General features: G+C 54.9%; 18 protein-coding genes and 1 other RNA gene. 2 read left to right on the forward strand and 17 right to left on the reverse strand.

What is annotated here, in order from left to right; all coding sequences use genetic code 11:
- Positions 1-242: 242 nt before the first annotated feature.
- From ACM67E_RS11555 to ACM67E_RS11610, 12 genes are all read right to left on the reverse strand, one after another.
- Positions 243-593, reverse strand: a complete 351-nt coding sequence (locus ACM67E_RS11555; protein ID WP_416191583.1) for a DUF1801 domain-containing protein — start codon at positions 591-593, stop codon at positions 243-245.
- Between the two features lie 127 nt (positions 594-720).
- On the reverse strand, positions 721-1,119 hold the full coding sequence (locus ACM67E_RS11560) for a GFA family protein (protein WP_416191584.1): 399 nt from the start codon (positions 1,117-1,119) through the stop codon (positions 721-723).
- 244 nt (positions 1,120-1,363) lie between these two features.
- Positions 1,364-1,681, reverse strand: a complete 318-nt coding sequence (locus tag ACM67E_RS11565) for a cupin domain-containing protein (RefSeq protein ID WP_416191585.1) — start codon at positions 1,679-1,681, stop codon at positions 1,364-1,366.
- Between the two features lie 172 nt (positions 1,682-1,853).
- A complete protein-coding gene (gene nuoE, locus ACM67E_RS11570; RefSeq protein WP_416191586.1) occupies positions 1,854-2,327 on the reverse strand; it encodes an NADH-quinone oxidoreductase subunit NuoE in 474 nt (157 codons plus the stop codon).
- Between the two features lie 68 nt (positions 2,328-2,395).
- A complete protein-coding gene (gene nuoD, locus ACM67E_RS11575) occupies positions 2,396-3,649 on the reverse strand; it encodes an NADH dehydrogenase (quinone) subunit D (protein WP_416191587.1) in 1,254 nt (417 codons plus the stop codon).
- Entirely contained in the window at positions 3,642-4,229 is a 588-nt protein-coding gene (locus ACM67E_RS11580; protein WP_416191588.1) for an NADH-quinone oxidoreductase subunit C, read from the reverse strand. Before ACM67E_RS11580 ends, nuoD begins: the two co-directional genes overlap by 8 nt.
- A 9-nt stretch (positions 4,230-4,238) precedes the next feature.
- Complete coding sequence (locus ACM67E_RS11585) at positions 4,239-4,718, reverse strand: NuoB/complex I 20 kDa subunit family protein (protein WP_416191589.1); 480 nt, start codon at positions 4,716-4,718, stop codon at positions 4,239-4,241.
- Positions 4,709-5,065, reverse strand: a complete 357-nt coding sequence (locus ACM67E_RS11590) for an NADH-quinone oxidoreductase subunit A (protein WP_416191590.1) — start codon at positions 5,063-5,065, stop codon at positions 4,709-4,711. The genes ACM67E_RS11585 and ACM67E_RS11590 overlap by 10 nt, the downstream gene beginning before the upstream one ends.
- Before the next feature lie 691 nt (positions 5,066-5,756).
- Positions 5,757-6,359, reverse strand: coding sequence for a YdcF family protein (locus tag ACM67E_RS11595; RefSeq protein ID WP_416191591.1), 603 nt, complete (start codon positions 6,357-6,359; stop codon positions 5,757-5,759).
- 42 nt (positions 6,360-6,401) lie between these two features.
- On the reverse strand, positions 6,402-6,995 hold the full coding sequence (locus ACM67E_RS11600; RefSeq protein WP_416191592.1) for a YdcF family protein: 594 nt from the start codon (positions 6,993-6,995) through the stop codon (positions 6,402-6,404).
- A 189-nt stretch (positions 6,996-7,184) separates the two neighbouring features.
- Positions 7,185-8,288 carry a peptide chain release factor 2 gene (gene prfB / locus ACM67E_RS11605; protein ID WP_416191593.1) on the reverse strand — a complete coding sequence of 368 codons (1,104 nt, stop codon included), beginning with the start codon at positions 8,286-8,288 and terminating at the stop codon, positions 7,185-7,187.
- A 115-nt stretch (positions 8,289-8,403) separates the two neighbouring features.
- A complete protein-coding gene (locus tag ACM67E_RS11610) occupies positions 8,404-9,315 on the reverse strand; it encodes a patatin-like phospholipase family protein (RefSeq protein WP_416191594.1) in 912 nt (303 codons plus the stop codon).
- 341 nt (positions 9,316-9,656) lie between these two features.
- Between ACM67E_RS11610 and rnpB the strand changes: the two genes are divergently transcribed.
- Positions 9,657-10,019, forward strand: an RNA gene (gene rnpB / locus ACM67E_RS11615) — RNase P RNA component class A.
- Positions 10,020-10,346: 327 nt separating this feature from the next.
- On the opposite strand, the gene ACM67E_RS11620 is transcribed toward rnpB, so the two are convergent.
- Complete coding sequence (locus tag ACM67E_RS11620) at positions 10,347-11,777, reverse strand: basic amino acid/polyamine antiporter (protein ID WP_416191595.1); 1,431 nt, start codon at positions 11,775-11,777, stop codon at positions 10,347-10,349.
- 438 nt (positions 11,778-12,215) lie between these two features.
- Here ACM67E_RS11620 and ACM67E_RS11625 point away from each other — a divergent pair, with 438 nt between their 5' ends.
- Positions 12,216-12,845 carry a tellurite resistance TerB family protein gene (locus ACM67E_RS11625; protein ID WP_416191596.1) on the forward strand — a complete coding sequence of 210 codons (630 nt, stop codon included), beginning with the start codon at positions 12,216-12,218 and terminating at the stop codon, positions 12,843-12,845.
- Positions 12,846-12,918: 73 nt separating this feature from the next.
- Here ACM67E_RS11625 and ACM67E_RS11630 read toward each other — a convergent pair whose 3' ends face one another.
- The 4 genes from ACM67E_RS11630 to ACM67E_RS11645 form a co-directional block, all read right to left on the reverse strand.
- Positions 12,919-14,523 (reverse strand): tannase/feruloyl esterase family alpha/beta hydrolase, encoded by a 1,605-nt coding sequence (locus tag ACM67E_RS11630; protein ID WP_416191597.1) that lies wholly within the window; start codon positions 14,521-14,523, stop codon positions 12,919-12,921.
- 352 nt (positions 14,524-14,875) lie between these two features.
- The gene (locus tag ACM67E_RS11635; protein ID WP_416191598.1) at positions 14,876-15,766 is read right to left on the reverse strand and encodes a homocysteine S-methyltransferase family protein; all 891 of its coding nucleotides are present in this window, start codon (positions 15,764-15,766) and stop codon (positions 14,876-14,878) included.
- Between the two features lie 115 nt (positions 15,767-15,881).
- The gene (locus tag ACM67E_RS11640) at positions 15,882-20,069 is read right to left on the reverse strand and encodes a translocation/assembly module TamB domain-containing protein (protein WP_416192784.1); all 4,188 of its coding nucleotides are present in this window, start codon (positions 20,067-20,069) and stop codon (positions 15,882-15,884) included.
- Between the two features lie 197 nt (positions 20,070-20,266).
- On the reverse strand, positions 20,267-22,114 hold the full coding sequence (locus ACM67E_RS11645) for an autotransporter assembly complex protein TamA (RefSeq protein WP_416191599.1): 1,848 nt from the start codon (positions 22,112-22,114) through the stop codon (positions 20,267-20,269).
- Positions 22,115-22,201: the final 87 nt, after the last annotated feature.

The raw sequence follows: 22,201 nt of genomic DNA on the forward strand, positions 1-22,201 counted from the left end.
TGTTTTCAGACGGCCTTCAGGTAGCTTTGTGTATCGGCAATGTTGGGTTTGCAACCCAACCTACGTTGTGTTTCCAAACAGCCTTAACAGGCCGTTTGAAATTTTTGTCGGTGGGTTTACACCCACCCTACTCTTTATCGTCAGGCTGCCTGAAATTTTGCTGTTTGGATTCGTTTCAGACGGCCTTTAATAGTTTTGTCGGGTCAAGAACCAACCTGCGCTTGTTCTTTTAAACTGGCATTTTATTCTGCTGCTTTTTGCGCCAATCGTAAGTAATCCGTTAAATGCTTATTTTCTATGTCTTCAAGCGTATGTAATTTCAAATGACGGCGACCTTTGCCTTTTCCTTCTAATAAACCGTGTGGGTCTTCTATCTCTGCACCATGACTAAATTCCACAGTTACATGTTGCTTATAAACAAAAATGCCGCAAAACGGTTCAGGTGCAACAAACAGAATACCGCCGTATTTCACTTCTTCGCCTACTGTATCAGCCAGTTGCAATATTCTAGTGCGCACACTATTGGCGATTTCATACAAATCAGGATTAACCGTTTGCCAGTCTTCCAGCAGATTTTTTATTTTTTGGTTCATGGTTTTCTCCCAATTTGAATTCTGTATAAATTAATTGTTCTTAATCATCAGGCTGCCTGAAATTTTGCCGTTTGGGTTGGCAAATATTTCAGACGGCCTTTAGGCTCAAGACCAATCTCTGCTTAAACTACGGTGAACACGCACCTATCATGGCCAGAAACTCGCTTTCGGTCAGCTTCTGCGTGTCGTTGGCCAAATCGTAATACGGTGCTTTGCGGTCGATAAAAATCTGCGTTTCCAGCTCAAAATCCGCATTGTCGGCAAATAATCCGGCGTTGATGTAGTAATCGCCGCCGACCTGAACGAACAGATGCGTGCCGCATTGTTTGCAGAAGCAGCGTTCCGCCCATTCGGAAGAACGATAGCGGCCGATGTGTTCCGCGCCTGAAATTTTCGGATTGCGGGCAGACAGGGTAACCGCCGCAGAACCGCTCCAAGTGCGGCATTTGCCGCAATGGCAGGCATCCAGTTTGTGATTGGTTTCGACTTCCAGCGAAACGGCACCGCACAGGCATTTGGCTTCCATTTTTGTTCCTTCCCGGTCTTTCTCTATTTGGACGTTCAGACGGCCTTTTCAGGTAGCCTTAACAGGCCGTCTGAAATTTCTTTTTGGTGGGTTTGCCCCACCCTACTCTTTAATTATCAGGCTGCCTGAAGTTTTTGTACTTCGAATTGACAACATTTCAGACGGCCTTTAATGGTTTTGTTGGGTCAAGACCCAACCTACGCTTGCTTCCGTTGTTTTCAGCCGGCCTTGCGTGATATGCGGCTTAAACGCTGCCTTCTTTTTCAATCACTAAAATCCGTACTTCGCCCTGCGGGTGGGCAACGTGTTCAGTTCCGATGCCTGCAAAGAAAATATCGCCCGCCTGCAAGCGCACGACTTGTTCCTGCCCTTGTTCCCGATAGTGCATGTCCACTGTGCCGTCCATCACGGCAAACACTTCTTCGCCATCGTTAACGTGCCATTTGTAGGGCTTGTCCGTCCAATGCAGGCGCACGGTGGTGCCGTTCATATTGGCAATATCAAGCGCACCCCATGCGCGATCGGCGGTAAATTCGGTACTACGGATCATTTGGTGGCTCATGTGTTTTCCTTTTGGCATTTTCAGACAAGCCTGAATTTATGTTGGGTTTTCAAGCCAATCTACTATATCTACTATTGCTTTGCTTGTAGGTCGGGCATTGATGCCCGACAAAACATTCCGAACCGTTATCGTCGGGCATCAATGCCCGACCTACGCATTTTTCAGACGGCCTTTACTTCAACTCCGCCAGTTTCGCTTCAATCGCTTCCGCATCCATAAAGCTGCACATTTTGTGGTTGTTTACCAACATTACGGGGGCATCGCCGCATGCGCCCATGCACTCGCCTTCTACCAGCGTGTAGAGGCCGTCTGAAGTGGTTTCGCCGTAGCCGATGCCGAGTTTCTTTTTCAGGTATTCTCCTGCGTCCACGCCGCCGCGCAGGGCGCAGGGGAGGTTGGTGCAGACGGTGAGTTTGTATTTGCCGACGGGGGCGAGGTCGTACATGTTGTAGAACGTGGCGACTTCGTAGGCGGCGGCGGGGGCGATGCCTATGTAGTTCGCGACGAATTCGATGGTTTCGGGTTTCAGCCAGCCGAGTTCGGTTTGGGCGATACGCAGCGCGCCCATCACGGCGGAACGGCGTTGGTCGGCGGGGTATTTGGCCAGTTCGGTGTCGATTTGCTGTAAGGATTGTGCGGATAACATGGTTTGCACCTGATTTCTGTTTATTCGGTTTTCAGACGGCCTGTTTTTCAGACGGCCTTTCCGGTTATTTAGCGGTCAACTTCCCCGAACACGATGTCTTGGGTACCGATAATCGCCACCACGTCGGCGAGCATGTGGCCGCGTGCCATTTCGTCCATGCCTTGCAGGTGGGCGAAGCCGGGGGCGCGGATTTTGAGGCGGTAGGGTTTATTGGCGCCGTCTGAAATGATGTACACGCCGAATTCGCCTTTGGGGTGTTCCACGGCGGTGTAGGTTTCGCCTTCGGGAACGTGCATGCCTTCGGTAAAGAGTTTGAAGTGGTGGATCAAATCTTCCATGCCCTCTTTCATATTGGTGCGCTTGGGCGGGGCGAATTTGTGGTTTTCGGTAATCACGGGGCCGGGGTTGGCGCGCAGCCAGTCGGCGCATTGTTTGATGATGCGGACAGACTGGCGCATTTCGGCCATGCGGCAGAGGTAGCGGTCGTAGCAGTCGCCGTTCACGCCGACGGGGATGTCGAAATCCATTCGGTCGTACACTTCATACGGCTGCTTCTTGCGGATGTCCCATTCGATGCCGGAACCGCGCAACATCACACCGGTGAAGCCTTTCTGCATGGCGCGTTCGGGGGAAACCACGCCGATGCCGACGGTACGCTGTTTCCAGATACGGTTGTCGGTAAGCAGGGTTTCGAGGGTGTCGATGTTTTTGGGGAAGCGTTCGCAGAATGCGTCGATAAAGTCGAGCATGGTGCCTTCGCGCGGCTCGTTCAGCTCTTTCAGCACTTTGGCGTTGCGGAATTTGCTGGATTCGTATTTGGGCATGAATTCGGGCAAATCGCGGTACACGCCGCCGGGGCGGAAGTAAGCCGCGTGCATACGCGCGCCGGACACGGCTTCGTATAAGTCCATCAGCTCTTCGCGGTCGCGGAAGGCGTAGAGAATGGCGGTCATCGCGCCGATGTCGAGCGCGTGCGAACCCACGCCCATCAGGTGGTTCAGGATGCGCGTTACTTCGGCGAACATGACGCGGATGTATTGGGCGCGGATGGGGACATCGATACCGGCAAGTTTTTCCACTGCCAAACAGTATGCCTGCTCGTTGACCATCATGGAAACGTAGTCCAGCCTGTCCATATAGGGCATGGCTTGCAGGTAGGTTTTGGTTTCGGCGAGTTTTTCGGTGCCGCGGTGCAACAGGCCGATATGCGGGTCGGCACGGACGATGGTTTCGCCTTCCAATTCCAAAATCATGCGCAATACGCCGTGGGCGGCGGGGTGCTGCGGGCCGAAGTTGATGGTGTAGTTTCTGAGTTTAGCCACCGTAGTTCTCCTCGCGGACGATGCGCGGGGTAATCTCGCGCGGCTCGATGGTTACGGGTTGGTAAATGACGCGTTTTTCGGTTTCGTCGTAGCGCATTTCCACATGTCCGGAAATCGGGAAATCTTTGCGGAACGGGTGGCCGACGAAACCGTAGTCGGTAAGGATGCGGCGCAAATCGGGGTGGTTGTTGAACAGGATGCCGTACATATCGAAGGCTTCGCGTTCGTACCAGTCTGCGCTGTTATAAATGTCGGTAACGGAATCGACAACGGGGAAGCCGTCGTCTTCCGCCCACACGCGCACGCGGATACGCCGGTTGTTTTTCACGGAAAGAAGCTGGCTCACCACGGCAAAACGTTTGCCCTGCCACGGTTCGTTTTTGTAGGTGCTGTAATCCACGCCGCACAAATCCACCAGCAGCTCGAAATGCAGTTCGTCGTGGTCGCGCAGGGTGGTCATCACGTCGCGGTAGTGTTCGGGCAAACATTCCACGGTTACTTCGTCCAAAGCCAAAATGACTTTGCTGGCTTTACCGCCCAAAACGCGCTGCGCGGTTGCGTATAAATCGTTTGCGTGCATATCGCGCTCCTAGTTGCGGGCAATGGTATAAGTGCGCTTGATTTTGCCTTGAAGCTGAATCAGGCCGTAAATCAGGGCTTCGGCGGTAGGCGGGCAACCGGGCACATACACGTCTACCGGCACCACGCGGTCGGCACCGCGCACCACGGAATAGGAATAATGGTAATAGCCGCCGCCGTTGGCGCACGAACCCATCGACAACACCCAGCGCGGCTCGGCCATTTGGTCGTACACACGGCGCAGGGCGGGTGCCATTTTGTTGGTGAGCGTACCCGCCACAATCATCAAGTCGGACTGGCGCGGCGATGGACGGAAAATGATACCGAAGCGGTCAAGGTCGTAACGCGCCATGCCCGCGTGCATCATTTCCACCGCACAGCAGGCCAAACCGAAAGTCACCGGCCACAGCGAACCGGTACGCATATAGTTCAGCACCGTATCCGCGCTGGTGGTAACGAAACCTTTTTTCAAAACGCCTTCTATTCCCATTCCAGCGCACCTTTTTTCCATTCGTAAACAAAGCCCACCGTCAGCAAGACGATGAACACCAGCATAGACCAAAATCCGTATGCGCCCAGTTCTTTAAACACCACCGCCCACGGAAACATAAACGCGACTTCCAAATCGAAGAGAATAAACAGAATCGCCACGAGATAGTAGCGCACATCGAACTTCATACGCGCGTTTTCAAAGGCTTCGAAACCGCATTCAAAAGGTGTGTCTTTTTCGTGGTAGTGGCGTTTCGGCCCCAGAATCGTGCCTAACAGGAGAAACAGCACGCCGGCAATCAGGCCGACGAGGATGAAGATGAGAACGGGAAAGTAACTGGCTAACATGGTTGCACCTGAATGTGTGGATAAGCAACATGGTCACGGTATTTCCGCCGGCCGCGACATGCTGCCGGAAACGCGAAAGCCATTTCTCGCGCAACCGCTTTAGCCGTTGACACAAAATACCGAAAAAATAATTGGTTATTTTATCCAAAATCACAAGCTGTTTAAAGATTAATATTGTGAAAACCGCAAAAAAACCGCAATAATTTTGACGGCTTTCCGAGAGCCGCTTCCGCTTTCGTACATTTTGATATGTCAGGTTTACGAAATCTAATTCTTTAGAATTATCCGACTCCTAGACTTTAAGCCGATTATGTTTTAAGGGCATCGAAAGCGGCCGTGTAACAAGCCTTACATTCGCATTTCAAGAGCAACGCTCAAATACGGTTGGCAAGAGCCGCTGAAAACAAATCAGCCGGTGCTTCATAGTCCAATGTTTTCTCCGCCGGCGGCTGAGGCGGCAGCTGATATTTTATGCGGTTTGGTTGGAAGATTGGGTGCGGTAATGTCTGGAAATGTAGTACTGTTGTTCAGAAGTCAGTGGTGTGCAGGTCATACAATCTCTTGACAGAAAAGGCCGGTATGCTGCATACCGGCCTTTTCTGTCAGGGGAAGTTACACTTGCGGGGCGGATGTAAGGCCGTCTGAAAAAGTTGCGGATTGACCCGATTTTTTACTTTTCAGACGGCCTTTATCAGCTTTTATCCAACACCAATGCCTTGACCCATGCCAAAACTTCACGCACGCGTTTGCGCCACATGACGGCTTGCGAATCGCCGCAGCTGCGTCCGACAAAGGTTTGCAGGTTTTTGTCCGGCCACCGTTTGCGCGCCAGCCACAGGCCGCGCGGCAGATGGAAACCGTCGCTGACGATGATGACGTCGCGCCTGTCTTTCAACAGCGGGGGGCTGAATCTGATGTTTTGAAACGTGGTTTCCGAGCGGTTTTCCACCAAAATGTTTTCAGACGGCACACCCAATCGCACCGCCATATCGCGCATGGTTTCGGCTTGGTTGCTGCCGTCGGAATCCGTACCGCCGCTCATCAGCAGATAATCTGCTTTCCCCGCGCGATACAGCCACACGCCGGCTTCGACACGGCTCATCAGGCACGGATTGGGCTTGCCGCGGCGGTTGACAGTATTGCCCAACACCAGCGCGACATCGGCTTTCTCAGGCGGGTGCCGCTCGGATTGGTGCACGGCGTTTTGTTCGCTGCGGTACACCGCGTAAACGGCGGCAAGAAAAGTCAGGGCGGCCAAAATCAGTAAATAGAAAATCATCTTGAACATTTTCATCCGGAGGCCGTCTGAAAGATTACCGTGTTGCACGACGGAGCGTCAGTATCTGCCCAAAAAGCCGTTTTTCACAATCGCGCCCACTTCGCGCATGATGGTGTAGAAATACCCGCCGCGCGGTTCGGAACAATAAGGGGCGGCATAGACCTGTATGTCTTTGTCGGGCCACTGTTTTTCGGCCAGCCAACGCGCACGCATCAAGTGGAATCCCGCGCTGACCAATATGACCCTCGGGCTGTCTTCGACAAATTGGTTGGAGAACACGATGTTTTCATAGGTCGAACCGGCTTTTTCTTCCAATTCGATGTGTGCGGGCGGCACGCCTTTGCGCTCGGCAATCAACTGCAAATGGTGCGAACTGTATTGCAGGTCGCGGCTGATGCCCCCGCTGACAATCAGTTTTTTCACCTTGCCGGCATTGTACAGATCGGCCGCCGCTTCGCCGCGTGCAACCAGGCAGGGATTCAGTTTGCCGAATTCAAATGCTTTGGTTGCCAACACCACCGCTTTATCGGCCGGACGGATGTCGTCGATGGTTTGGCGGGATACCCGGAAATCCTGCCACATAATCCAAAGCGGCGGAATCAGGACAAAAATAACGAGGATAAAAAGGGCTAATAATATTTTTTTCAACATATTCCTACTGAACATCCGATGAGTCCCAGGCAGCAGGCTGCTTACGGAACGGACGGATTTAAATCACACAAAATCATTTAGTGCGCAAGAGCGGCAAACTAGTTCAATAAAAGGCCGTCTGAACGGTGCGGCGGCAATCTTCGATTGCGCCGTAACCCCCGTTCAGACGGCCTTTACGTCACTTGGGTTTTACACGCCCTGTTTCAGACTGGCTTCGATAAAGCCGTCCAAATCGCCGTCGAGCACGGCTTTGGTGTTGCCGACTTCGTAGCCTGTGCGCAAGTCTTTGATGCGCGAAGAATCCAACACATACGAACGGATCTGGCTGCCCCAGCCCACATCGGATTTGCCTTCTTCCAAAGCCTGTTTTTCCTCGTTGCGCTTGCGCATTTCCAAGTCATACAGCTTGGCTTTCAGCATTTCCATCGCCGCCGCTTTGTTGGCGTGTTGCGAACGGTCGTTTTGACACTGCACCACAATCCCCGTCGGCTCGTGGGTAATGCGTACGGCGGAGTCGGTTTTGTTGATGTGCTGGCCGCCCGCACCCGAAGCTCGGTAGGTATCGATGCGCAAATCGGCGGGGTTGATTTCTACCTCGATGCTGTCGTCGATTTCGGGATAGACGAACACCGATGAAAACGAGGTGTGGCGTTTGTTGTTGGAATCGAACGGCGAGTAGCGCACGAGGCGGTGCACGCCGGTTTCGGTGCGCAACAGACCGTAGGCGTATTCGCCTTCCAAGCGGATGGTGGCGCGGTTGATACCCGCGATTTCGCCCTCGTCTTCCTCAAGGATTTCCACTTTGAAGCCGCGGCGTTCGGCGAAACGCGAATACATGCGCAGCAACATACCTGCCCAGTCTTCCGCTTCCGTACCGCCCGCACCGGCGGTAATGTCGATAAAGCAGTTGTTCGGGTCGGCAGGCTGGTTGAACATCCGCTTGAATTCGAGTTCGGCCATCTGTTTTTCCAAGCCGGCCACGTCTTCCTGCACGGCAGCGAAACCTTCTTCGTCGTTTTCTTCGACGGTCATTTCAATCAGCATGCGGTTGTCGTCGATGCCGGTGGCGATGTTGTCCAGCGTCAACACGATGCCTTCGAGGATTTTGCGCTCTTTGCCGATTTCTTGGGCTTTTTTCGGGTCGTTCCACAATTCGGGATCTTCGGAAAGGCCGATGACTTCCTCCAAGCGGTCTTTTTTGCCCTGATAGTCCATATACACGCGGATGTCGGCGCTGCGCTGTTCCAAACCGTCAAGCGTATTGTTTAATTGGTTGATTACTTCGGCTTCCATGATTTTCTTGTACTTTCAGAATTTTAGGGGCGTATTGTACTGGATTCGGGCTGGTTTTTCCATGCGGTATGAAGAACAAGGCCGCCTGAACATTTTCAGACGGCCCCAATCTTTCTCAATACCGGTATGCGGCCAGCTTGCGCTTGATTTCCGGCAAGGCGGCACGCGCGGCCTGTTCGCCCATCTGGATGGCGCGTTTTTTCTGGTCGAAGCCGCCGATGGAGCCGAGTTCCAACACCTGCGGTTTGATGACGACGTTGGCTTTGCCCAATTCCGCATTCAGCGCGCTGGTGCTCATGATATTGAGCGTCTGGTCGAGATACGAGAAGAAATCGCGGCTGACGTTTTTCACCGGCTTGGCGGAAATGTCCACCGCAATCACGAAATTCGCGCCGCGGTTTTTGGCGGCGGTAACCGGCACGGGCTGCGACAGGCCACCGTCGACATAGCGGCGGCCGCCGATGTTAACCGGCTGGAACACGTTGGGAATCGAGGCCGAAGCGCGCACGGCCTGACCTGCGTTGCCGCGGCTGAACTCGACCGCGCGGCCGCTTTCAAAGTCGGTGGCCACCGCCGCGAATTTAATCGGGAACCGCTCCATCGGTTTGCCGCCGACTTTTTGGTTAATGTAGGTTTGCAGTTTTTCGCCTTTGATGAAGCCGCTGGTCGACAACGTCAAATCGACCAAATCGGTTTTGCCCAAAATTTCGGCTTCGAGTTCCAAACGGTCGGGCGACATGCCCGAAGCGTACAGGCTGCCGACAATCGAGCCTGCCGACGTTCCGGTGACGACTTTCACAGGAATACCGTTTTCTTTCAATACTTTGATAATGCCGATGTGGGCGAAACCTTTCGACGCCCCGCCGCCGAGTGCCAAACCGATGACGGCCTGCGGCTTGGCTTTGACGACGGGTTTGGCAGGCGGAGCCGGCTGCGTTTTCGGCGGCGTGGTGCTGGGACAGGCGGCCAATACCAAAGCGGCGGCGGTAAGGGATACGGTGCGGAACAGGGCTGCGGTCGGTTTCATGGTTTCAGACGGCCTTTTATCGGTTGGTAGGAATGAGCGGAATTCAAATTATGGCACAAGACGAAAAGGCCGTCTGAAAATTTTAGATGAAAATTTAAACACGCCTATCCCGGATGATTTAACGTTGCCGGAATGGCCGTTTTTAAGACTTGCCGCCCTGTATCTTTCTCATTTTATTTCATTATTCACTTTATGTTTTTATCGCGGACAAAGGTTTTCAAACCCATTTTCTTCACGCTATATCATCACATTAAGGCCGTCTGAAAACAGGTTCACAAACGAAATCGGAAGACTTCCGCAAAACCGTTCAGACGGCCTTGTGTTATAATCGCCTCCGCATACAGGCCGGACAGACAGTCGCCGCGTAACGCGTAAGGCTTACGGGGAGGAAAGTCCGGGCTCCGCAGGGCAGAATGCCGGCTAACGGCCGGGCGCGGTAACGCGACGGAAAGTGGAACAGAGAGCAGAACCGCCGATGGCTGCCTTCGGGCAGCACAGGTAAGGGTGAAAAGGTGCGGTAAGAGCGCACCGTGCGCTTAGCAATAAGTTGCAGCAGGCTAAACCCCATTCGGAGCAAGACCAAACAGAACGCAATGACGCGGCCCGCCGAGCGTTCGGGTAGGTTGCTGGAACGTATCAGCAATGGTACGGCTAGAGGAATGACTGTCCGACGACAGAACCCGGCTTACCGTCCGACCTGTGTGCACACAATACATCAAGGCCGTCTGAACTATCGGATTTTCAGACGGCCTTATATTTGATACGAATACTTAAAATGCATATAATGCATGCGGGGCTGGAAACAACAAAAGCCCCATGGCAGTGGAGCTTTTGTTGCGAAACCGGACCTAGAAAGGAAGGGTTTCAAAATGAAACAGACCACTAGCACTGGCTGCTTTCGACTGAAACTGCGAACAGTTATTAAGTTAATCTTAATGCTGTTCTTATTGTTCAGTCAATAGGGATAGCAGCTAAAAACCAAAAAACTCCGGTTTCCGCCTGCCCTCAAAAGCAGGCGGTTTTTCGTACAATCAGGCGGCGAAACTTTGCAGCAACTGCCGCACCGCAGGCACGGCCAAAACTGCCAAGGCCAGCAGAATCGCGGTTTCAAAACCGCTCAGTTTCAGACGGCCGTGATGTCTGTATTGCGAATAAAGATAGAGCAACACGCCCGGCAGATACAGCAATACGGAAAACAGCAGGTATTCCGTACCGGCCGCATACACAATCCACAGCGCGTACACGGTGGCAAGCAGGCCGATGAATTTGATGCCGGGGCTTAAATTCTGCGTGAACGCGAGTTTGAGCAGAAACGCGCCGATTAGGAAATACGGAATCAGAATCATCGAAGTGGAAATCATCAGCAGCGTTTCGTAGCTGTTGCCCGTCTGCCAAACCAGAAACAGACACAATTGAACGGTCAGCGTGGTGAAGAGTAAAGAACCGTGCGCCACGCTGTTTTTATTCAGTTTGACAAACGACGGCGGGAACGCGCCGTTTTTTGCGCCCAAGTGCGGAATTTCGGTGGCGTAAAGCGTCCAGCTCAAATAAGACGACAACACCGACACAATCAGGCACACGCTGATTAACACCTTGCCCCAATGCCCGACCATGTGCGCCAACACGCCCGACATCGACGGATTGGCCATCGCCGCAATGTCGGCGCGCGGCAGAATGCCCTGCGCCAACACGGTAACCGCCACATACATCGCCAACACCAATACCACGCCCAATACGGTCGCTTTGCCGACATCGGCACGGCTTCTCGTGTGTTTCGACAACACCGCCGCGCCTTCGATGCCGGTAAACACCCACAGCGTAATCAGCATGGTGTTTTTCACTTGGCTCATGATGCCTGCGTCGGGATTTTCCGGCGTGGCAAGGCTTGCGCCCGTCCAATCCGCCATAAACACATCGCTTTTGAAAAAATAGGCGGCCAAACCGATGAACACAATCAGCGGAAATACCTTGACACACGTCGCCACGAGGTTTACGCCCGCCGCTTCTTTGATGCCGCGCGCCACCAGCCAGTAAATCAGCCACGCCACCGCCGACTCGCCGAGAAACGCGGCAAAAGTGTTGCCCTTGCCGAACAGGATATTATCGGGTGTGTCGGTAAACGTGCCGACGGCTTCAAAGGCCACCACCAGATAACCGACAATGCCCACCGTGGTACACAGCCAGTAGCCCCACGCCGAGAAAAAGCCGACCATATCGCCGAAACCTTCGCGTGCATAAGTGTAGATACCGCCGTCGAGATCAGGGCGCAAACGAGCCAACACCGCGAACGAAATCCCTAAGAAAATAATGCCGATGCCGGTAATCAGCCAACCGATGAGCAAAGCTTTGGAGCCGGCCACCGAGGCCATGTTTTGCGGCAGGCTGAAAATGCCCGAGCCGATCATGGAGCTGATGACCAACGCCGTGAGCGCGGCCAGCCCAATTGTGGATTTGGAAGACATAAAAACTCTGAATATTATGGTTATGAAGGGTTAGGAGTTTAACATTTTTACCGGCAGGGGCGGATAAAAACAGGCCGTCTGAAAACAAGATTCGGCAGTACCGTCCGTTTTCAGACGGCCTTGAAACCTATTTTCGGCTTGGGTGGAAACACATTGCCAGTCCGAGCAAAACGGCATGGTTTTACGGGTTCAGCCTCAACCGAAGCTGCCGGATTTTCCTTCCTCCGACCAGGCGGAGGCGTTTTCATATATCAATAATTTCAAATAATTAATGTATTTTTCTCACGCTTATTTATAACGGTTTTCCGATTTGTTCATCGCTTTCAGACGGCCTAAAATGTAAACCGCCTTTTCCAATCCTTAACCCTTACCGCGCTTGGCAAACGGCACAAAAGCCTATATTTTGCATACACGATCCACTCACACGGAAAACCGACCATGAATTTGAACAGCTTATTGAATTTAGTCCTGAATACCGTCCAGAAAAGCGGCGGCAAAACCGCAGGTGCCAACAACGGCGGCCTGCTCGGTTCGCTCGGCGGCAGCGCCGTTGCCGCCAGTCTCGTATCGATGCTGCTGAAAAAGAAAAACACCGGCTCGCTGGCCAAAGTCGGTTCGCTGGCCGCCCTCGGTATGCTGGCCTACAAAGGCTATCAGGCATGGCAGAAAAACAATCCTGCCCAAGCTGCGCCGCAGCAAAGCGATTTCGAGCCGACCGAAACCAAAGCCGAAGAACAAAGCCGCATTCTGCTCCGCACCATGATTGCCGCCGCCGCTTCAGACGGCCTGATTGACGAAAACGAAAAAGAGCTTATCAGCAAAGAGAGCGGCGACGATCCGGCAACCTTGCGTTGGCTGGCCGCCGAATACGCCAATCCGGCTTCCATCGCCGACATCGCCCAAGCCGTCGGCAACGACCGCGCTTTGGCTTCGGGAGTCTATCTTGCCGCACGCGTCGTGTGCGACGATTTGTCGCGCAAAGAAATCGTGTTCCTCGCCCAGCTGGCCGAAGCCCTGAATCTGGACGAAGAACTGGTGGAAAAACTGGAACAGCAGTTGGGTTTGTAAACTCGGTTTGATTTGAAAAAAGGCCGTCTGAAAATGAAGTTTCATTTTTCAGACGGCCTTTTTCAAACCTTATTTACTCACATACAAAACTTTCCGCTTTATTTTCATCGCCGCCTTTATACACGGCGATTTTCGGGTAGGCGCAAAGCGGCATGGAGCGGTCAGGGAACGACTTGCCTTTCGCCGGCATGAGTTCAGGGGCTTGGCCTTTGTCGTGCCAGTTTTCCAGGGCAGTCAGCGGGTCGAAATCGTCAAACGCTTTGCCGCGGCCGCAGTGGGTCATGCCGGGTACCATAAACATGCGGCTGAAGTTTTCCGCATCCGGCGTGTCACGCTGCATTTGCACGAACCAGTCACGCTGATCTTTGGCGGAGAACACGGGATCGGATATGCCGGTGACGATGATGAACTTGCCGCCGTTGTTTTTAAACGCGCTCATGTCGGTATCCGTGGCATCGTTGATTTTGCCGGTGGCGTAGGTTTTGGGCGTGTCGGTGTCGAAATCGAAACGACTGAAATCGAAGTCGGGTACGGGCGGTGTCATGAAATACCATTTCAGCGAACCGTAACCCAGCGTCACATTGCGGGCATCGGGTTCGGCAGTTTGCGACGTGCCCAGTTTCCAACGCCTCCAGTCATCGGTATTGATGCCCGAATCGTAAAACCAGCCGCTGTAAATCTGCTCACCTTTGCTGTTTTTCGCACCGTCGAACACGGCTTTGAGCGCGGCGGTCTTGGCCGGACTCAAACCGGCCGCTTCAGGGCGGAAGTCGCAGCTTTCCCACGCGTTAATCACGCTGTCTTTCAAGCCGTCTTTGGCATCGCAGCGGTTCAACACTGCCCGGCTGACTTTGTCCAAATCGGCTTGGGTCAATGCGTTGGCCAAGATTTTGCGGCCGTCTGAATTTTTCGGCGCGATTTTCATGAATTGGTGCGTATCCCATACCTCGGCCACCGCCGCGCGCGACAGGCGGAAGCCCGGATTGGCGGCAATCACGCCGTCAAACTCGGTAGGATAACGCTGCGCGGCAATCATAGCTTCGCGGCCGCCGTTGGAACAGCCCATAAAATAGCTGTGTTGCGGCGCGGTTTGATACAGCTTTTGAATCAGCTGCTTGGCTGCTTGGGTAACTTTTCCCGTCGACTGATAGGCAAAGTCCAAGCGCGCCTGCGGGTCTGCGCCGAAGTCGGGGGTGGGGGTCGGATGGCCGCCGTCCATGCTGACCACGGCATAACCGCGCGCCAAGGCCGGTATGGCGGTTGAGGTGCGTACCGGAATGCTGCCCAAGGCCGGCGCAACGAAACCGTCGACCCCGCCACCGCCTTGGAACAGGAATTTGCGGTTCCAGTTTTGCGGCAGACGCATTTGGAATTTCGTTCCATAAGGTTTGCCGTCCACGCCGGTGCGTGCGCCAATCTCGCCTTCCACCACGCAATGCGCCCCCGCCTGCTTGGCAAAGGCCGAGCCTCCGGTCAGCGACGACATGCGGTCGGCGCCCACCAGACCGTCGTTTGACCATTCGGCCTTGGTGATTCGAGTGTTTTCAATCTGCACTTGTTTCAAGGCGGTACACTGTTCGGCAGAGGGCGTATAAACCGTATTTTCAGGTTTGTCCGGACTGCTGCAGGCGGCGGCAGCAAAAGCGGCGGACAGAGCAAAAGCAAGTTTCGGATTCATGGTTGACCTTTCATTTTGGGACGCGGCAGTCAGGCCGTCTGAAAAGTTTCAGTTCAGGCAGCGGTAACTTTCCGACGGTTTTCATGCCGGCGCAACACAAGTAAACGCCGGGATAATCTGTACGGGCAGAGGCAAAGGAAGTCAAGCCCCCGGCCGATGAGGCTGCCGATAATGTTTATTGCCAGATAAGACGCATCAATTAAAAATCAGGAGGGGATGTTCAGACGGCCTCGGCCGAATAACGGACAGGCCGTCTGAAACAATCCATCTTAAATTTATTTCTGTTCAAACGGGTTTGGCGATCTGTTTTTCAGACGGCCTGTTGCTTTTCAGGCCGTCTGAAAACTTTGATTTACCATTCTTCGGCCAATGCCTGAATATGCTCCGGCCCGATACCGCAACAACCGCCGACAATCTCTGCGCCCGCCTTCACCCATTCTTTTGCCCAGCTTAAATAGTTCGGCGGCGTGGTGTCTTGACGGAGGTCGTCCAAGCCTTCGTTGGCGGCGTTCATTTCGTCCTCCGCCGGTTCGAAGGCGTTGGCATACACACCTATTTTCAATGGCTTATCCTGTTTTTCCAACGTTAATTTAGCACACTCGACCGCGGCTTTCATGACTTCGGGGCGGCTGCAATTGAACAGCAGAGCCTGCGCGCCGAGCATGGCGGCAGCGGCCGCTGCTTGCGCTACGGTTTCGCCCGAACGCAGCACGGGGACATCATGTTCATGCGTGTCCTCCAGAGTAAACGACACCCAAAACGGCTTGCCGTCGTCGGGCAGGCAGCGTTTCCAGCATTCGGCTTCGGCAATGCTGCTTTGGGTTTCGGCCAGCCAGATGTCGGCGTAGGGCTGCAGGCCTTGAACCAGCGGACGCGCCAATGCGGGGGCGGCGGCTTCGTCGAACAAATCGGGGCGGTAGGAGCCGAACAGCGGCGGCAGCGAGGCGGCGACCTGCACTTTTTTTCCGCTTTCATCGGCGGCTTCGCGTGCGAGCCTGCCTGCGGTGGCGGCCAATGTCTCGGCTTCGGCGGCAAAGCGCGTTTCACCGATGTGGAACGGCACGACGGCATAGCTGTTGGCGGTAATGACCTGCGCACCCGCGCAGATATAGTCGGCATGGGTTTGGCGCACAATGTCGGGGGCTTCGGTCAAGGCCAAAGCCGACCATTCGGGTTGGCGGAAAGGCGCGCCGCGGCGGTGCAGTTCGCGCCCCATGCCGCCGTCTAAGATGATGGGTTTCATGTCGGTCTTTCTGAATAGTGAAATCACAAGCCGTTATTCGGCGATAAGCAGTCAAATGAAGAAGGCCGTCTGAAACGGTTGAATATATCTTCCAACATTTCAGACGGCCTGACGGCTAAGGTTGTTTTTCTTTATCGAAATCTTCTTCACTTTCTTCGTCGGATTTGAACCAGCGGTCGAAACGGATGGTGTATTTCAATTCACCCCCCGAAGATTCGCTGCCGACGCGGGCAATGGCTTGGATGGCGCGGGTCAGTTGGTAAACCAATTTTACGGACTGTTCCGCACTGGCCATGCCGTATTCGTAGCCAAGATACAGCTCCTGCGACAACTGTTTGCCGACGGTCAAAACCTGCTCGGCCGGGTTGAGTTCGCCGGTTTGCGCATTGCGGCTGCGTCTGCTGGTAAAGCCCAAATCGTCCACCAGCCCTAAGCGGTCGTTGACCTGGCCGGCCAACAGCGCACCGGCGGCGGCCGACAGGGCGGCTTCGTCGCCGTCGCTGCCGCTGCTGGCGCGGTTGAGAATCAGCCAAGACAATTTGTCTTTTTCGCTCATGGCTTCATCGGCCACCAAGGTAATGCGCGGATCGCTCAAGTTGCCCAAGACTTCCACGCCCGCACCCACCGGCGACAAACGGCGTTCGGCACGGATGTTCAGGTTCGGATCGCCCAGCGGTCCGACAAAGGAAATCGTGCCTTTGGTGATGTCCAAATCCTGGCCGTAGGCTTTGTAGCGGCCTTTGACCACCCTGATGGTGCCGATGCCCTGCACGGTCTCGCCCGGGCGGGCGGTAAGCCGCAAAGTACCGCCCAAGGTGACATTCAGGCCTTCGCCGACAAAGCGCACGTTGTCGTTCAAATCCAAATTCAGATCCATGAAAATCGGCGTGGTTTCGGCGGCCTGTTTGCGCTCTTCGCCCAGCACCACCACATCATCGTCCAAAGTCGGCATGGAAGAATCTTGGAAACCGAACTGGCCGAAATCGGCTTTCAATGCACCCACCAAAGATACGCCGCGCTGCACGTTATACAGCACTTTGGCGTTGCCGCTCAAAGCCAGGCGGCGGTTAGGGCGGGAAAGCGTGCGGTATCGGTCGAACACGATGTCCACATCGACATCGGGATTCACGTCTTTCAGTTCGACGCGGCCTTTCAGCTCGACCGTGCCGCCGCGGTGGAATTTCAGGCTGTCGATAATCCAATGTTTTCCCTGAAGGCGCGAACGCAATACGCCGTTGTCCAAAATCAGCCCTTGCGTCTGATTGCGGTAATACAGATTGTCGCCGTTGAGCGTGCCGTTAAACAGCGGATCGCCGACGCTGCCGCCCAAAGTCACCGCGCCGATCAGACGGCCTTTGACGGTTTGTCCGACCGGAATGAAATTGCGGAACACTTCCAAATTGCCCACATTGAGGTTAATCCGCCCGCTCAAAGGCGAAGCGGCGAAGCTGCTGCCCTGGCCGATGTTGACGGTGCCGTCGCCGGTGCCGTAGTTGGTGTTGAGCCTTAACTCAGACGCGATGGTCGGTGTGGCGACGCGGCCGCCCAGCACGGCGGTACCGCTGAAGCTGCCGCTCAGGCTTTGCGCCGACGGCGGCAGGAGCGGGCGAAGTGCCGTCAGGTCGGAAATATCGGCATTCACGCGGCCGCTTAACGGCGCATTGGCCAAATTGCCGCCGAACTGCTGGTTAATGCCGACATCGGCGTCCACGCGGCCGAAACGGGTGTGGCCGTCAAGCTCTGCATCGATGCGGTTGTTTTGGAAACGGGTGCGCAGCGACAAGACGCTCAAGCCCAAAGGCTGGTTGTTTTGCGGCAGAACCACATCGCCGCCCTGACGCACGATATTGAGATACCCGCGTGCGTTTTGGCTGTACGACATGTCCCAATCGCCGCCCAACACCAAGTTATGGCTGACCGGAGGCTGGTAGAAATTGTGCAGTTCGGCCATGTGCAGGTTTTGCGCGCTGCCTTTGGTGGTGATGCCGCTGCGCTTGTCCCACACGAAGCTTTGCAGGTTCAATGAGCCGCCCATCGCCGTCCACCGCGCCGGACTCATGACCACGCGCTCGGCTCCGGCTTCCAAATTCATGCGGTTTTGCAGCTTGAGGTTGAACGCGCCGCTGATGTCGAGCGTATCCACCGCACCTTTCCATTGGTCGAGATTCCGGTTCAGGCCGCCGTCGGCAGCAATGTCGAGTTTGTAGGGTTTGCCGTCCAAAGCCATGCTGCCGCTGCCGCGGATGCGGTGGCTCAGGCCGGTGCCGCTGACGGCCAAATCCACCGCATCAATCACGGTCGGCGTTTCCCCTGCCAATACAATCCGGTCGCCCGTAATTTCGGCGGTAAGCGGCTTGGTCACGTCGGGCGAGCCTTTGAGCGTGAAATCCAAATCGCGCACATTGAGCAAATCACCCACGCGCAAGGCACGCGCTTCGCCGGACAAATCGGTTTCCAGGGTTTTGATGCCGTCTGAAAGATCGCCCGATACATAGCCTTTGGCATTGAGCAGGCCGCTCAGGCCGAAGCCGAAGCGCGCCAAATCGGGCGCGTTGATGTTGATGTTCAGGCGGTCGCCTTTTTTGCCGAAACTGCCGTCGGTGCGGATGGCGTTGCTGCCGAGCCTGATGTCGGTCAGCGCGCGCGGCAGACGTTGGTTTTCATACAGAATGTCGGCTTTGCCGCTCAATGCCACGCCGCTGAGCGTACTCGGGGCAAACTGCATTTTGCCGCCGAATTTCTGGTTGGCCAGTTCGCCGTTCAGCGCGATGGTGCCGTTGACATTGCCCGCCGGAAACTGCTTGTCGAGCTTGGCCGGGTTGAAATTTTTACTCGCAATATCCAGCTTAAGCAGTTGATTTTTAAATAGCTCAATCTCGCCTCCGGCGTTGATTTCGCCGCCGTCCCGAGGGGTGAGTTTCACGTCGGAAAGTTTGAGCGTGCGCTGCCCGTGCGTTTTGTCGGTGAGAATGGAAAGCAAGCCGGTGGTACGGGCGAAACCGCTGTCAAGCGACCAGCCGATGTTCGGCGAGGCGGTTTCGCCTTTGACGTTGATGCTGCCGTTCAGACGGCCTGCGATGTTTTGCTGCACGGCATCGGCGGCGGCCACGTTTTCGATGCCCACGGCCAAATCCAATTGCTGTTTGACGGTGTCGATGCTGCCCGAGGCTTTCAGACGGCCTTGCTGCAGCAACTCAAACACCGCTTCGCTGATTTTGACCACGCCCTGTTCGTCAACGGTGAATTCGGCCAGAGCCGTGCGCACGGGAATGGCGTTGCCGTCGGCAAAACCGGCCTGGGTGTTGGCCAAATCCAATGCGCCGTCCAATGCGATGCCGTCTGAAAACGAAGGCACGACAATGGCGTCAAAAGTCAGGTTGGCTTTGGGCAGCGACGGCAGAAACGCCACCGGATTGATGTTGCTGCCTTTGACGTGTATCTCGCCGACCATATCGTTCAATTGTCCGGCAAACGGGTGCAGAACCGAATTGGCGTGCAGATGCACGTTGTCGCCGTCGAGCAGGATTTGCGTGTTGATGTCTTTCAGACTGCCCCAAAATCGGGTCGTGCCGTGGATGGTTTCCTCTTCCAGTTTGCCTTTGGTGTAAATGGCGGTGTTGAGCGCAAAAGGACTTTGCAGACCCAAAACCACCGCACCGGCCGACTCGCTCCACGGCGTTTTGGCTTCGGTCAGATCCAAGCGGTGTTCTTTGCGGTCGTAACGGTAGGCGGCTTTGAGTTTTTCGATATAGACGGTTTGCTTGTCGAAGCTCGGGCCTGCGCTGATTTTGCCGGTTTCGGCATGGTCGACGAACACGGTCACGGGCAGGTCGATGCTTTGGGGCAGGCCGTCTGAAGGTCGGTCTTCTTTCGGCGGCGTCGGTTTGGTGACGACGGCGATGTCGCCGGCAATCAGCTCTTTGATGTGCAGGCTGGGGCGGGTCAGTTCGGACGGCACCCAATTGAGCACAATCTTGCTGATTTTGACGTCGGCGCCTTTGGTTTCAATCAGCCATTCTTCGCCGCGGATGCCTTTGAGCAGCGTGCCTTGCAAAGTTTTCGAGCTGATGTTGACACCGAACCACGACGGGATTTTGTACAAACCGAAACGCAGGCCGGATTCGGTGCCGGCTATCCAGCCCGCCAAGCCGAGTACGCACAGCAAAGTACACAGCACAATCCATGCCAAAGCCCGCAGCCAACGGCGTTTGCGTTTGGGCGGCGGCGTTTCAGACGGCCTTGCTTCGGCAGCAGGCAGGGTTTCAACCGCGGGAGAAGGGGCTTGTTCGGTTTCTTTGGTCATGGTGTTCAGGATACGGAAAATGACAAAGTTTATTTTCAGACGGCCTTTGGTTGCGTCAGGCCGTCTGAAAACCGGATGGTATTTGTGAACCCAAATCAAAAATCTGCTTCGTCGGCTACGGCGTGCCGCCTTGGATTTTTCTGATTTCAGTTCACGGTAAAAAGAACTTTCAGACGGCATCCAGGCCGTCTGAAACGTTAAAAGCGGGTGCCTAAGCTGATGTGCCAGCGCAGTTTCTTGTCATGATGGCCGTAGGCAATGTCGAACGAGAACGGCGCGACGGGGCTGAACCAGCGCACGCCCAGGCCGGTACCGTGTTTCATGGTCATCTTTTTGAAATTGAGCGCCACATCGCCGACATCGTGGAAGATTGCGCCGGAAAAGCTTTTGGTCACCGGATATTGGTATTCCAGACTGCCCACCAGCATCGCGCGTTCGGGCAGTACCGAATCGTTCGGCCCGGCCAGGCCGATGCTGTCAAGTTCGTAACCGCGGATGGTCGATGCGCCGCCTGTGCGGAACATCAGGCTGGAAGGCACTTCTTTGCCCTCGTCGGCATAGACATATCCGGCTTGGCCGCGCACGATGAACGTGCCGATTTTCTTGTTTTCGGGCGTGAAGAAATAGCCGGCGCGGGCATGGGCGCGCGCCATCATGGTGGACGACAGCAGTTTGCCCAAAGTCGCGCCGATTTTGCCGTCGAGATAGTAGCCGTTTTCCGGACGCAGCGTGGTTTCGATGTCCTGCCGCTTCCATGAAGCCGTCAGCATGGTGGCATGGCTGCGCCCCAAGTCGTAATCGGTATCGGGGACTTTGCGCTCTTCCGTGATGAATTCCAAGCCGATGCGCGAGTCGATGTTGTTGCGGTCGCGTACATACCAAATACCGCCGGTGAAAGCGTGTTTTTCCAAGTTCTGCGTGGTCGAGCGGTTGTAGGAAACGTTGCTGGTCAGGTATTTGCCGTTGCTTTTGCGCGGCTGGCTGATGCCGGCGGCGACGGTGGTTTCGTATTTGTCCATGTCCCACACCACAGAGCCGATGTAGCCGCGGTTGAACAGATTATAGTAGTCGTAGGCGATGCGGCCGCCCAGCCCGTATTCGGAATCGTAGCGCATACCGGTTTCCAATTTGTGCAGCTTGACTTCGCTCACGTTGATTTTCACCGGTACGCGGTCTTGGTTGAGGTTGTCGAAATCGGCCTGCACCGATGCGCCGGAATAGTGGCCGTTTTGCTCCAAGGCCTGCTGGAAATCCAGCAGCAGATCCAAATCGTAAGGGTCGCCCGGTTCAAAGCGCGCCATACCGGATACCACGCTGACCGGATAGCGTTTGGTGCCGCTGATTTGGAAATCACCGAAATAAACCGGACGGTTGCTTTCCACCAATACGTTCAAATCGGCCGTATTGCGGTTGGGATCGACGGTGGCCTGGGAGTTGGTGATTTTGGCCAAGGGGTATTTTTTGCGCGTCACCGCCGAGAGGACGGACGTTTTGCTGCCGCTCCAGCGGCTTTGGTCGAAATCGTCGCCCACCGGCTGCTGCCAGTTCTGCATGGCGTTTTTGTAATACTCGCTGACATCGCCTTCCGACAAAATATCGCCGACAATCGCCACGCTGACGTTGTCGATTTTGGTACGCGGGCCGGGTTGGATGTTGACCACATAACCGTCGGTGGCCTTGTCGTCGTAAATGTTGGCGCTGCTGTTGAAATAGCCTTTGGTGCGCAGCATGGTTTTGATGTTTTCCGGCGCTTCTTCCGCCAGAAAGCCGACCTGTTCTTTATCCAGCTCTTCCTGCTGCTGTTGGGTAATCAGCGGCAGGTGGGTTTCCACCATTTCCTTGACTTCGCTGTTGTCGGTGACAATCTTGACCGGATATTTCGGATTGAGTTTGACGGTTTCCGTGCTTAAGCTCAGCGGCGCACGCTCCGATTGCGGGATAGGCTCGTAATCCTCGGCCTTGGGCACAAACGCATCGGCCGCAAATGCCTGCATACAGGCCAGCGACAGCGTGGTAAAAAGAATCGGCGGGGTCAGCTTGTTCATATTGCAGGATAAGGCGGAAATACGGAGGTTTTTGATTCTAACACTATTTATGCCTTCTTTTAACTGCCCCGTCCGATACCTGCCGCG

The sequence above is a fragment of the Neisseria sp. CCUG12390 genome (assembly GCF_047837985.1).
In the GTDB taxonomy this organism is placed as follows: domain Bacteria; phylum Pseudomonadota; class Gammaproteobacteria; order Burkholderiales; family Neisseriaceae; genus Neisseria.

Excerpts from the sequence above, each read along its gene's own strand:
- ACM67E_RS11580 (WP_416191588.1), bottom strand. The coding sequence starts at position 4,229 with ATGCACGCAAACGATTTATACGCAACCGCGCAGCGCGTTTTGGGCGGT.
- ACM67E_RS11595 (WP_416191591.1), bottom strand. The coding sequence starts at position 6,359 with ATGAAAATGTTCAAGATGATTTTCTATTTACTGATTTTGGCCGCCCTG.
- ACM67E_RS11590 (WP_416191590.1), bottom strand. The coding sequence starts at position 5,065 with ATGTTAGCCAGTTACTTTCCCGTTCTCATCTTCATCCTCGTCGGCCTG.
- ACM67E_RS11620 (WP_416191595.1), bottom strand. The coding sequence starts at position 11,777 with ATGTCTTCCAAATCCACAATTGGGCTGGCCGCGCTCACGGCGTTGGTC.
- ACM67E_RS11625 (WP_416191596.1), top strand. The coding sequence starts at position 12,216 with ATGAATTTGAACAGCTTATTGAATTTAGTCCTGAATACCGTCCAGAAA.
- prfB (WP_416191593.1), bottom strand. The coding sequence starts at position 8,288 with ATGGAAGCCGAAGTAATCAACCAATTAAACAATACGCTTGACGGTTTG.
- ACM67E_RS11610 (WP_416191594.1), bottom strand. The coding sequence starts at position 9,315 with ATGAAACCGACCGCAGCCCTGTTCCGCACCGTATCCCTTACCGCCGCC.
- nuoE (WP_416191586.1), bottom strand. The coding sequence starts at position 2,327 with ATGTTATCCGCACAATCCTTACAGCAAATCGACACCGAACTGGCCAAA.
- ACM67E_RS11560 (WP_416191584.1), bottom strand. The coding sequence starts at position 1,119 with ATGGAAGCCAAATGCCTGTGCGGTGCCGTTTCGCTGGAAGTCGAAACC.
- ACM67E_RS11600 (WP_416191592.1), bottom strand. The coding sequence starts at position 6,995 with ATGTTGAAAAAAATATTATTAGCCCTTTTTATCCTCGTTATTTTTGTC.
- ACM67E_RS11555 (WP_416191583.1), bottom strand. The coding sequence starts at position 593 with ATGAACCAAAAAATAAAAAATCTGCTGGAAGACTGGCAAACGGTTAAT.
- ACM67E_RS11635 (WP_416191598.1), bottom strand. The coding sequence starts at position 15,766 with ATGAAACCCATCATCTTAGACGGCGGCATGGGGCGCGAACTGCACCGC.
- ACM67E_RS11640 (WP_416192784.1), bottom strand. The coding sequence starts at position 20,069 with ATGACCAAAGAAACCGAACAAGCCCCTTCTCCCGCGGTTGAAACCCTG.
- ACM67E_RS11645 (WP_416191599.1), bottom strand. The coding sequence starts at position 22,114 with ATGAACAAGCTGACCCCGCCGATTCTTTTTACCACGCTGTCGCTGGCC.
- ACM67E_RS11565 (WP_416191585.1), bottom strand. The coding sequence starts at position 1,681 with ATGAGCCACCAAATGATCCGTAGTACCGAATTTACCGCCGATCGCGCA.
- ACM67E_RS11630 (WP_416191597.1), bottom strand. The coding sequence starts at position 14,523 with ATGAATCCGAAACTTGCTTTTGCTCTGTCCGCCGCTTTTGCTGCCGCC.
- ACM67E_RS11585 (WP_416191589.1), bottom strand. The coding sequence starts at position 4,718 with ATGGGAATAGAAGGCGTTTTGAAAAAAGGTTTCGTTACCACCAGCGCG.